Origin of the sequence: Yersinia sp. 2553 StPb PI, from assembly GCF_052217105.1 — a bacterium.
Taxonomy (GTDB): domain Bacteria; phylum Pseudomonadota; class Gammaproteobacteria; order Enterobacterales; family Enterobacteriaceae; genus Yersinia; species Yersinia enterocolitica_E.
This window is the reverse complement of the sequence record NZ_JAZGPX010000001.1, coordinates 212,184-225,195: the sequence shown is the minus strand read 5'-3', so window position 1 is coordinate 225,195 and position 13,012 is coordinate 212,184. Positions and strand designations below refer to the sequence as shown.

Sequence of the window (13,012 nt, the reverse complement as noted above, 5' to 3'; positions counted from 1 at the left end):
ACCCATACTCACGATTTGTATATGAAACCCTAATAAACTCTATCATTGGGGATAATAGATTCTGGACTAACGCCATATTATTTCTCATGACAAAATTTATAATGATGGCACTATGTTGGGCTTTTGCCATTTTCATTGCACCCATTGGACTGATTGGTTTGTACTTCTATCATTCATACCAAGAAAGAAACCAAGGGTAACGCTTCAACGTTGAATGATTCAACATGGATGTTGAACTTTGCCCGCAAACAGTTAAGGATCGGGTATATCCTTGGCTAGATGTGTTGTTAATAGCTCGCCCCAGTTAAGATAAATGTCGTTTTTGCAGCTTCGCTTCTGCTGGACCTCATCGGCTATTGATACTTCACCCTGACTCATAAATAAGATATTTCTCACTTAACTTGTCTTCTATGTGCGATATTTCCCACGCAATGACTTTATTGTCAGATATTTCCCACAAGATTGATTAATTATTTCCCTGGGATATTTAGCCTCATCAAAAACAGGTTGAAAATAACACCGCGACAGGCAGAATAGCCTCAAATTATAGTCTATCACTCTCCCCATATTCTGGGGCAAAGGCATTCCTGATGTCCCGTTTCTGCTATGGCCTATCCATGGTGAGCACAATATTGCCCATAACCCTTATTCCGCTCGCCAGTTATGGCGCGGAATTCCCCCCCGTTGAGCAAAGTATTCATCAACAGGCCCGGCAACGGGCACTGGAAGAGCGGTTGGCCCCCGCAACACCGGATGTGCGCTTATCAGCGCCAGCGGCCTCTTTGGGCCGTATTGTCTTCCCGGTTGAGCACCCCTGCTTTGCCATTGATCGTATAAAAATCAGTGGCGCAGAGCCATTACCTCGCTGGTTGCCACTGCAACGTATCGCCAATCAGGCGCAAGGCCAGTGTTTGGGCGGCCAGGGCATTAACCTGCTGATGAGCCAGATACAAAACCGCCTGATCGACCATGGCTATGTCACCACCCGGGTACTGGCCCCGCAGCAGGACTTAAACCGCGGCACGCTGGCGTTACACGTGGTGCCCGGCAAAATACGCCATGTTGAGCTGACGCCCGGCAGTGACCGCCATGTCACGTTGTTCAGTGCCTTCCCTGCCCGCCCTGGTAACCTGTTGGATTTGCGTGATATCGAGCAAGGACTGGAGAACCTGCAGCGCGTCCCCACCGTGCAAGCCAGTATGGAATTGATCCCGGGTGATGCCCCCGGCGAGACCGATATCGCCCTGAACTGGCAGCAGCGCAAAATGTGGCGGCTGGCGGCCTCACTGGATGACTCCGGCACCCGCAGCACCGGCCGTTATCAAGGTGGCGCAACCCTGTTTCTGGATAACCCGCTTTCGCTGAGTGACCTGTTTTATGTCTCTGCCGGGGGGTCAATAAAGGATCGCGGCGATAAAGGCACCAATAACCTGACCGGCCATTACTCGCTGCCGTTCGGTTACTGGACCGCGGGCATCACCGCCAGCAGCTATGACTATCACCAAACGGTGGCGGGCCTCAATGGCGACTACCACTACAGTGGTGAAAGTGAGAACGTCACGCTGCAACTCAGCCGCCTGCTGCACCGCAATGCCAGCCAAAAAACTACCCTGACCTACGATGTGCTGACCCGCTCGTCGAAAAACTATATCAATGATACCGAAATTGAAGTGCAGCGCCGCCGCACCTCGGCCTGGCGTGTCGGGCTGGAACATCGCCACTTTATCTCGCAGGCCACACTGGACGCAGGTATCAGTTACCAGCGCGGCACCCGCTGGTTGGGTGCAGTACTGGCACAAGAAGAGTATTTCGGCGAAGCCACTGCCCTGAGCAAAATTCTGCGTTTGAATGCGCAACTGGATATTCCTTTTGTGATTGCGACGCAAAACGTCCATTACAACCTGCAATATCAGCGGCAAAGCACCAACACACCCCTGACACCACAGGATCAATTCTCCATCGGCGGCCGCTGGTCAGTGCGCGGATTTGATGGCGAACGCACGCTGAATGCCGATCGCGGCTGGACGGTGCGCAATGATCTCGGCTGGTATACCCCGCTACCAGGCCATGAACTGTATGTCGGCGTGGATTACGGCGAGGTCAGCGGTCGCAGCGACCCTTATCTGCTGGGCCACCATCTGGCGGGCAGTGTCGTCGGTGTGCGCGGCACTGTGCTCAATACCCGTTATGACCTGTTTGCGGGCAAGCCGCTGTCAAAACCTGATGGCTTCAAAGCCGACTCAGTGACGGTGGGCTTTAACCTGAACTGGCAATACTGATGCACCTTATTAACCCTTTAGCTGTTGAGAGTCACCATGAATAAGAACCTGTACCGTATCGTATTTAACAAGGCGCGTGGCTTATTAATGGTGGTAGCCGATATCGCCGCCTCCGGTCGGGCCGCCTCATCGCCCTCGTCAGGTCTTGGGCATACTCAACGCCGCCGTATCAGTGCCTTATCGTCGCTGAGTTTTAGTCTGTTACTGGCCTTGGGGTGCGTCTCGTTATCCGCGCAAGCCAATATTGTCGCCGATGCCAGTGCGCCGGGTAACCAACAGCCGACCATTATCAGCAGCGCCAACGGTACGCCACAGGTCAATATCCAGACACCCAGTAGCGGTGGGGTTTCGCGTAACGTTTACAGCCAGTTCGATGTCGATAATCGCGGCGTGATCCTCAATAACGGCCACGGTGTCAACCAGACCCAACTCGGCGGTTTTGTCAACGGCAACCCGTCGCTGGCACGCGGTGAGGCCAGTATTATCCTCAACGAAGTCAACAGCCGCGACCCGAGTAAACTTAACGGTTATATCGAGGTCGCTGGCCGCAAAGCGCAGGTGGTTATCGCCAACCCATCAGGCATTACCTGTGATGGCTGCGGCTTTATCAACGCTAACCGTGCGACCTTAACCACCGGTCAGGCACAGCTCAATAACGGCCAACTCACTGGCTACAATGTGGATCGGGGTGAGATTGTTATTCAGGGCAAAGGTCTGGACAGCAGCCGTCAGGACCATACCGACCTGATTGCCCGTTCGGTTAAAGTCAATGCCGGTCTCTGGGCCAATGACCTGAAAGTCACTGCTGGGCGCAATCAGGTTGACGCCGCGCACCAAAATATCACTACTAAAGCCGACGATGGCAGCGCCCGCCCTACCGTGGCGGTGGATGTCGCCAATTTGGGTGGCATGTACGCCGGTAAAATCCGCCTGATCGGGACTGAAACCGGTGTCGGGGTGCGCAATGCCGGTGAAATAGGCGCGTCAGCCGGCGATATCACTATCACGGCGGATGGCATGCTGGTAAACAACGGCCAGATCAACAGTGCTCAACATCTGGCGGTGAAGACCGCCGCCGGTATAGCGAACGCAGGTGTGCTCTATGCGCAGGGCAATACCCAGCTCACTACTGCAGGCAAGTTGAATAACACCGGCACTGTCGCGGCGGCAGGTGATACCTCGCTGAGCGCGGCAGAAGTCAATAGTAGCCGCAACTCGGTACTGGGTGCCGGTGTCAAGTCCGACAACAGCGCGATCACCAGTGGCACCTTGCGCGTTGATGCCAGCGGGATGTTAACCGCCCAAGGCAAAAATATTAGCGGGACGGCGCAAGTGCTTAACGCGCACAGTATCGATCTGAGTGGCAGCCAAACCCAGAGCCGTGACCTGACACTCACCGCACAAGGTGGCGCTATCGATCTCACCGGCGCTGAACTGTTAGCCAGTGGCAACCTGTCTGCGTCGACCGCCGCGCTGTTACGTACCGACAGCGCCAGACTGATTGCGGAGAGGGTCACGCTTAGCGCCCAATCGCTCTCCAATGTCGGCGGGGTGATAGCGCAAACCGGTACTACGGACTTCAACCTGAATCTGCCGGGTTATCTGGATAACCGGGGTGGCACCCTGCTCTCTAAAGGCAATGTGGCGGTCAATGCACAGCGCCTGGATAGCAACGGGGGCAGCCTGTTAGCGGCGGGTGTACACAGTGATGGCCGCCTGATGGATAGCGGTGACTTGAGGGTAAGCACCCGTCAGGAGCTGATCGCGCAAGGGCAGACCCTCGCCGCCGGTGCGATGACGCTAACCGGTAGCCGGGTTGATTTGACCGACAGCCATACCCAAGCCCGCGAGATAGACATCACCGCCAACAGTGGCGATATCAGTACGCAGCGCGCCAATATTCTCGCCCTTGGAACGCTGACCATTAATGCGGGGGCAAGTGCCGGGCAAACCCTCAATAACCAAAGTGGCACACTGGCGGCGAATAACATCGCGTTGAATCTGGGCCAGCTTGACAATAACGCAGGCAAGATAGTTGCCAGTCAGGATCTGACCCTTGATTTACAGCGTGATTTCAGCAATCTGGCCGACTCGACACTGCAGGCCGGACATGATTTAACCTTAACCACCCGCGGCGCGTTAACCAATGACGGGCAGTTATTAGCGGGCGGCAAACTCAGCACCGGCTCAAGCAGCTTGCTCAATAGTGGCCATATTATTGCGACGCAAGCCAGCCTCAGCGCAGCGGGCGCATTGATTAACCGTGGTGAGATATTAACCCGCGGGCGACTCGATACCGACTCCAATACCCTGTTCAACACCGGCACCCTGATCAGTGCCGAAGCCACGCTTAAAGCACGGGAGCGTATTACCAACTCCGGCCCTGGTGCCCTGATCGGTGCCACCGATGAAAACGGTACCTTAGCCTTGTTGGCACCGGTAATTGAAAACAGTGATACCGTCACCAACACTGATTCCGCCCCAACCACCACCCTTTTAGGCATGGGCAACATTATTCTGGCCGGCGCATTGGACAATAGCGGCAATTATCTGGCGGCGGCTCAGGTGCTCAATATTTCGGGTTTGATTGAATCCGGCAAAGATATGTTGATTTACGCCACGACACTGACCAATCGCCGTCATATTCTCACCGCCAATAGCAACTTTGTTGTGGCCGACACCGTGAATGGGTCCGCGGTCTGGACAGAAGAAAACCCTGATATTCCAGGCGGACGCTATGCTGAACCGCCTCATGGCGGCTCGATGAATAGCGACTATATTGGCACCGATTATACATCGACTATCGCCTATAACAGCATCGATAACATTAGCCCAGAGGCGCAACTGCTGGCCGGTGGGAACCTGACCCCACAAGTGGGTACGCTGGAAAACTTCTGGAGTAAAATCAGTGCGCAGGGAGAGATTGACCTTTCGGGTGTCACCCTGAACCAGGATGGTTGGGGGAATGCACAACGCCTGATTGAACAAACAACATCCACGGGTGAGTGGCGTTATCGGACCTACAAAGGCGATTTATGGGGCACCTCTTGGGGCCCTGAGGTCAGTGAGCGCGCGACTAACCAATATGCCTCCAGTATTACCGCACAAACCCTTAGCGGCAGCGGCACCACGATCAATTACGGTGCCAACCCCGGTGCCATTGCGCCTCCCCAGAGTAGCGACAATAGCGGAAAAGATCTGGCCATCGAGTTTAACGGTATCTCCCTGACACAGCCCAACGGTGGACTGTATAAGTTCAATACCGACTACACAGTCAGCGGCGGTTATCTGATTGAAACTAACCCGGCGTTTGCCAATCTGAATAACTGGCGCGGATCAGACTACGTGCTCCAGCAGTTGAATAGTAACCCGGATGTGATATTCAAACGCCTGGGGGATAACGCCTATGAACAGCGTCTGGTGCGGGATCAGGTACTGGCACTGACCGGTCAGGCGGTCGCCAGTGATTACCGCAGTGCACAAGAACAGTTCGAACAACTGTTTGCGGCGGGACTCGAGTACAGCAAGACGTTCAATCTTGCCCTTGGCACCCACCTCAGTGCCGAGCAGATGGCGGCATTGACCAGTAATATCGTGCTGATGGAAAGCCGCGAAGTCGCCGGGCAAACCGTGCTGGTGCCGGTGGTCTATTTGGCGGGGGTCAAGCCGGGCGATTTACAGGCCAACGGCGCATTAATTGCCGCGAATAATATCGAATTAACCGATATGCAGGGTTTCACCAATCAGGGGGCGATTAAAGCCAGCAATGACCTGAGCATTAGCATGGCGCAAGACATCACGCTCAATAACCGTGGCGGCCTACTTCAGGCCGGTGGCAATATGTTGCTCAGCACACTGAACAGCGATATTGACCTGACCAGCGCGCGGTTAAATGCCACCAACCTGCAACTCGATAGCGGCCGCGATGTGATCCTGCGCACCGGCAGTGAGCAACTCAGCAGTGATAATGGTGCGGTTCAACGCAGCCAAACCGTACTGGGGCCGCTGGCGAGTATCAATGTCAGCAATAACGCGGTTATCAATACTGAGCGTGATTTTATCATGCAAGGTGCCGGCCTCAATGTCGGTCAGGATCTTCAGGTCAATACCGGCGGCGACTGGCTGTTGAATACCGTACAAAGCAGCGACCAGATAAGTGCGAATTATGGTTATGGCAGTTCGACCAGTGAGCATATCCGCCATCTGGGCAGCGAGGTGAATGTCGGCGGCGCGCTAACCGCTAACGTCGACAATTTAACTGCCGTAGGCGCTAATATTAATGCCAACACCATTGATATACAGGCACAGAACATTAACCTGAGTGCAGCGACCGACAGCCTGCACGTCACTGGCGAATCGTCGAGCAAGCGCCATACCAGTTCAGTGGATCTCTACGATGAAACCCTGCGCGGCAGCCAGTTGAACGCCACCGGCGATATCAATTTGCAGACGGCAAAAGACATCAATATCAGTGCCAGTGCGGTACAAACCCATGGCGCACTGAATCTGGCGGCGGGCGGCGATGTCACCCTCACCACCCAGACTGAACAGCATGATGCGCAGCGCACTCATACCGGCACCAAAAAAGGGCTGGCCTCCAGCACCACCACGCGTACCGAAGACAGTATTAGCCAGACACTGGCGGTCGGCTCCATGCTGTCAGCAGGTTCTATCGATGTCAGCGGCAACAATATCGCGGTCACCGGCAGCAATGTGGTGGCCGATAACGATATTAACCTGCGCGCAAAAGAGAACATCACCGTCGGCACTGCGCAACAGAGCGAGAGCGAGTCTCACCTGTTCGAGCAGAAAAAATCGGGTCTGATGAGCACCGGCGGGATTGGTGTCACGGTGGGCAGCAACAGCCAAAAAACCACCGACACCGGCAAATCTCTCTCCAACGTGGGCAGCACGGTGGGCAGTGTGGGGGGTAATGTCAGCATGACCGCCGGTAAAGACCTGACGGTGCAAGGCTCTGACGTGTTAGCCGGTAAAGACATCAGTCTGACCGGTAAAAACGTCGCTATTTTGGCGGCGGAGAACCAAAGCAGCCAGACCCACAGCGTTGAGCAAAAAAGTAGCGGCCTGACACTGGCACTGTCTGGCGCGGTCGGCAGCGCCCTCAATACCGCGGTCACCACCGCCAAAGATGCCCGCGAAGAGAGCAATGGCCGACTGTCTGCGCTGCAAGGGGTTAAAGCGGCACTCAGTGGTGCGCAGGCGGTACAAGCAGGCCAGTTGGTGCAGGCGCAAGGGGGCGATACTGCCAGCATGTTCGGCGTCAGCGCTTCATTAGGCTCACAAAAATCGGCCTCGCAGCAACATCAGGAACAGACCAGTGTGACAGGCTCGACCCTGACGGCGGGCAACAACCTGAGCGTGACGGCCACCGGTGAGGGGAACCCGGCGAACAGCGGCGATATTGTGGTGCAAGGCAGCCAGCTCAAAGCCGGTGGCGATACCACCCTGGATGCGGCGCGTGATGTGCTGTTGCTCGGTGCCGCCAACACACAGAAAACCGACGGCAGCAACAGCAGCAGCGGTGGCAGTGTGGGGGTCAGTCTGGGGTTCGGTAGCGCTGGCGGTGGTCTGAGCATCTTTGCCAATGCCAACAAAGGTCAGGGCAATGAGCACGGCGACGGCACCTTCTGGACTGAAACGCAGATTGACACAGGTGGCACACTGTCGCTCAGCAGCGGGCGTGATACTTCGCTGATAGGCGCGCAAGCCAGCGGTGAAACCGTCAAAGTGGATGTCGGCCGCGACTTACTGCTGCAAAGCCAGCAGGACAGCGATAACTATGATGCGAAGCAGACCAGTACCAGCGGCGGTGTCAGCATGGCGGTGGTCGGCGGCGGTGGCTCTGCCAACCTGAGCATCAGTAAAGATAAGCTGCACAGCAATTATGACTCGGTACAGGAGCAGACCGGTATTTTTGCAGGCTCTGGCGGCTTTGATATCACCGTGGGTGAACACACTCAGCTCGATGGCGCAGTGATTGCCAGCACCGCGGACAAGAGCAAAAACAGTCTGGATACCGGCACACTGGGCTTTAGCAATATTGAAAATAAAGCCGATTTCAAGGCTGAACATCAGGGCGGTAGCCTGAGCACCGGTGGCCCGGTGGGGTCTGACCTGCTGAGCAATCTGGGCAGTGTGGTGCTGTCGGGTCTGGGTAATGACGGTCATGCCGAGGGCACCACGCAGGCAGCGGTCAGTGAGGGCAGCATCACTATTCGTGACACCGATAAACAACAGCAGAATGTCGATGACCTGAGCCGCGACACCGACAATGCCAACGGCAGCATCGCTCCTATCTTTGATAAAGAGAAAGAGCAGAACCGCCTGAAAGAAGCCCAACTGATTAGCGAGATAGGGGGGCAGGCAATGGATATTGCGCGGACGCAAGGCAAGATTATTGCGACCAACGCGGCGAATGAGAAAATGAAGGACGTGAAGCCTGAAGATATTGCTGCGGCAGAAAAACAGTGGGCGAAGGCCAACCCAGGCCAAGTGCCCACTGCTGAGGACATCAACCAGCAGATTTACCAGACGGCATACAATCAGGCGTTTAACGAGTCGGGTTTAGGAACCGGTGGCGCAGTGCAACGTGCCATGCAGGCAGCGACGGCGGCAGTACAAGGGTTGTCAGGTGGCAATATGGCGGCGGCACTGGCGAATGGTGCTGCACCGTATATCACTAAACTTATCGCCGATACCCTGCCTGACGATCCGGTATCGCGCACACTGGCACACGCGGCGGTTAATGCCGCACTGGCAGCGGCACAGGGTAATAACGCGCTGGTTGGTGCGGGTGGCGCGGTGACAGGCGAACTGATAGGCATGATTGCAATGAATGCTTACGGTAAGCCGGTTAGCGAACTGAGCGAAACGGAAAAACAAACGGTCTCGGCACTGGCAACACTGGCGGCAGGATTGGCGGGTGGATTGATTGGTGACAGTACAGCGGATACAGTAGCAGGGGCGCAGACCGGTAAAACGGTGGTTGAGAATAACTTCCTGAGTGCTACTCAGATAGATGATTTTGCGGCGAGAGCGAAAGGCTGTGATGCGCGTGGTGACTGCAATCAGATCGTGAAGGAAATGGAAGATCTGAGTCTGAAACAACGTAATGAGTTAATTGTAACTTGCGCTTCGGATGCCGCTGTCTGTAAAGAGAAATATGGTGATATCCCAGCTAACAGTATGTTAGTTCATGAAGCAATAGACAGAGCGCTTGGTGAAGATATCCCATGGGGCATGAAAAATGACTTATCGGTTTTGCTGCTTCAACAGATGGATGAGTCAGGAATAGTCAATAGCACGGAGTTTGCTCAACAGCTCCAGACAATTTATGGTTTAGATAGCCAGAAAGCGGAAATATTGGCTGGTGCAGCAATGGCTGCTGTTACTGGTGGTGCTGGTAAATATCAGCCGAATAAAGGTGCAGTGGGAAATATGAATGAATTCCTAAAGCAACCAGGTTTTGGAAACCAGATACAGGATAACTCACGTAAAACCAATCAGATGTTCCAGGGGCAAAGTGTGTATCAAGCCAAAGGTGATGTTGGTACATACATTTCTAAAGGCGATAAATATTATCTTGATGGATTACACAAAAACCATATAGAAGTGTTTGATAGTAATAGAAATATAAAGGCTGTACTTAATTTAGATGGAACAATAAATCAAGATAAAACCAACAAAGCAGTTGCAGAAGGGAGAAAACTACCAAAATGATTGATATGAACTCCATTGATTACTTTAAGAACATTTTTTTGAAAATGATTGTTGAAAAAAAAATCACAAAACCTGAGGGAGAAGAATTATATCTTAGCGAAGATGATGATATTAAATGTCGGCTCGAAAAAAATATCATACGACTAAATCAAGCTATTGATTTGTTTGTAAGAGCAGAGAGTAATAGGGATGAATTAGCTATGAGAGCGGCCCTCTTAGATATTAGAGTTTTTATGATGTCTATTTATGGCGTTTTTTATCAATCAGTTGAAGATATTGACTTTTTTATCAGAGAGACAAAAGAATTTTCTTTCCCTAAAGACTACCAAGTTCCTGAACATTATAACTATCGTGGAGAATAACCACCTGAGCAGTACGGAGGCCAGAGCGCTTGATAAAGAACTTTCCGACTGTAAAGCGTCCGGTGGCGACTGTACGTCAGTGATTGAAAAATACATTGAAATCAGTAACAAGAATAGTAAAGAGCTGATAGAGGCCTGTACCGGTGGCGGTGGCGGTGTAGGTTGCGTCACATGGGAGGAGCTTACCGTCGGCACGGCGCAACAGAGCGAGAGCGAATCTCACCTGTTCGAGCAGAAAAAATCCGGCCTGATGAGCACCGGCGGCATTGGTGTCACGGTGGGCAACAACAGCCAAAAAACCACCGACACTGGCAAATCTCTCTCCAACGTGGGCAGCACGGTGGGCAGTGTGCTAGGCAATGTCAGCATGACCGCCGGTGAAGACCTGACGGTGCAAGGCTCTGACGTGTTAGCCGGTAAAGACATCAGTCTGACCGGTAAAAACGTCGCTATTTTGGCGGCGGAGAACCAAAGCAGCCAGACCCACAGCGTTGAGCAAAAAAGTAGCGGCCTGACACTGGCACTGTCTGGCGCGGTCGGCAGCGCCCTCAATACCGCGGTCACCACCGCCAAAGATGCCCGCGAAGAGAGCAATGGCCGACTGTCTGCGCTGCAAGGGGTTAAAGCGGCACTCAGTGGTGCGCAGGCGGTACAAGCAGGCCAGTTGGTGCAGGCGCAAGGGGGCGATACTGCCAGCATGTTCGGCGTCAGCGCTTCATTAGGCTCACAAAAATCGGCCTCGCAGCAACATCAGGAACAGACCAGTGTGACAGGCTCGACCCTGACGGCGGGCAACAACCTGAGCGTGACGGCCACCGGTGAGGGGAACCCGGCGAACAGCGGCGATATTGTGGTGCAAGGCAGCCAGCTCAAAGCCGGTGGCGATACCACCCTGGATGCGGCGCGTGATGTGCTGTTGCTCGGTGCCGCCAACACACAGAAAACCGACGGCAGCAACAGCAGCAGCGGTGGCAGTGTGGGGGTCAGTCTGGGGTTCGGTAGCGCTGGCGGTGGTCTGAGCATCTTTGCCAATGCCAACAAAGGTCAGGGCAATGAGCACGGCGACGGCACCTTCTGGACTGAAACGCAGATTGACACAGGTGGCACACTGTCGCTCAGCAGCGGGCGTGATACTTCGCTGATAGGCGCGCAAGCCAGCGGTGAAACCGTCAAAGTGGATGTCGGCCGCGACTTACTGCTGCAAAGCCAGCAGGACAGCGATAACTATGATGCGAAGCAGACCAGTACCAGCGGCGGTGTCAGCATGGCGGTGGTCGGCGGCGGTGGCTCTGCCAACCTGAGCATCAGTAAAGATAAGCTGCACAGCAATTATGACTCGGTACAGGAGCAGACCGGTATTTTTGCAGGCTCTGGCGGCTTTGATATCACCGTGGGTGAACACACTCAGCTCGATGGCGCAGTGATTGCCAGCACCGCGGACAAGAGCAAAAACAGTCTGGATACCGGCACACTGGGCTTTAGCAATATTGAAAATAAAGCCGATTTCAAGGCTGAACATCAGGGCGGTAGCCTGAGCACCGGTGGCCCGGTGGGGTCTGACCTGCTGAGCAATCTGGGCAGTGTGGTGCTGTCGGGTCTGGGTAATGACGGTCATGCCGAGGGCACCACGCAGGCAGCGGTCAGTGAGGGCAGCATCACTATTCGTGACACCGATAAACAACAGCAGAATGTCGATGACCTGAGCCGCGACACCGACAATGCCAACGGCAGCATCGCTCCTATCTTTGATAAAGAGAAAGAGCAGAACCGCCTGAAAGAAGCCCAACTGATTAGCGAGATAGGGGGGCAGGCAATGGATATTGCGCGGACGCAAGGCAAGATTATTGCGACCAACGCGGCGAATGAGAAAATGAAGGACGTGAAGCCTGAAGATATTGCTGCGGCAGAAAAACAGTGGGCGAAGGCCAACCCAGGCCAAGTGCCCACTGCTGAGGACATCAACCAGCAGATTTACCAGACGGCATACAATCAGGCGTTTAACGAGTCGGGTTTAGGAACCGGTGGCGCAGTGCAACGTGCCATGCAGGCAGCGACGGCGGCAGTACAAGGGTTGTCAGGTGGCAATATGGCGGCGGCACTGGCGAATGGTGCTGCACCGTATATCACTAAACTTATCGCCGATACCCTGCCTGATGATCCGGTATCGCGCACACTGGCACACGCGGCGGTTAATGCCGCACTGGCAGCGGCACAGGGTAATAACGCGCTGGTTGGTGCGGGTGGCGCGGTGACAGGCGAACTGATAGGCATGATTGCAATAAATGCCTATGGTAAGCCGGTTAGCGAACTGAGCGAAACGGAAAAACAAACGGTCTCGGCACTGGCAACACTGGCGGCTGGATTGGCGGGTGGATTGATTGGTGACAGTACAGCGGATACAGTAGCAGGGGCGCAGACCGGTAAAACGGTAGTTGAGAATAACTTCCTCAGCGTAACTCAGCTTGATAACTTCGCTCAGAAAGCCAGGACGTGTGAAGGTGCAGCCTGTCAGCAAGTGATTCAGGACATGGTAGATACCAACCTGAAACAGCAGAAGGAAATGCTGGAGTTCTGTAGCAGTCAGCCTGATCAATGTGGGAATAAGTATGGTTATCTGGTTGGTCAGTGGGA

At 54.2% G+C, this 13,012-nt stretch carries 3 protein-coding genes and 1 pseudogene; all 4 read left to right on the top strand.

From position 1 onward, the window contains the following. The first annotated feature begins 590 nt into the window (after positions 1 to 590). Positions 591 to 2,279 (top strand): ShlB/FhaC/HecB family hemolysin secretion/activation protein, encoded by a 1,689-nt coding sequence (locus tag V2A84_RS01015; protein ID WP_442848483.1) that lies wholly within the window; start codon positions 591 to 593, stop codon positions 2,277 to 2,279. A 36-nt stretch (positions 2,280 to 2,315) separates the two neighbouring features. Further along, on the top strand, positions 2,316 to 10,019 hold the full coding sequence (locus V2A84_RS01010) for a hemagglutinin repeat-containing protein (RefSeq protein WP_442848506.1): 7,704 nt from the start codon (positions 2,316 to 2,318) through the stop codon (positions 10,017 to 10,019). After that, positions 10,016 to 10,381: a hypothetical protein gene (locus V2A84_RS01005; protein WP_442848505.1), complete on the top strand. Its 366-nt coding sequence runs from the start codon at positions 10,016 to 10,018 to the stop codon at positions 10,379 to 10,381. The genes V2A84_RS01010 and V2A84_RS01005 overlap by 4 nt, the downstream gene beginning before the upstream one ends. Positions 10,382 to 10,556: 175 nt before the next feature. Continuing rightward, positions 10,557 to 12,863 (top strand): annotated as a pseudogene (locus V2A84_RS01000) (hemagglutinin repeat-containing protein); the annotation flags it as partial. Positions 12,864 to 13,012 lie beyond the last annotated feature (149 nt).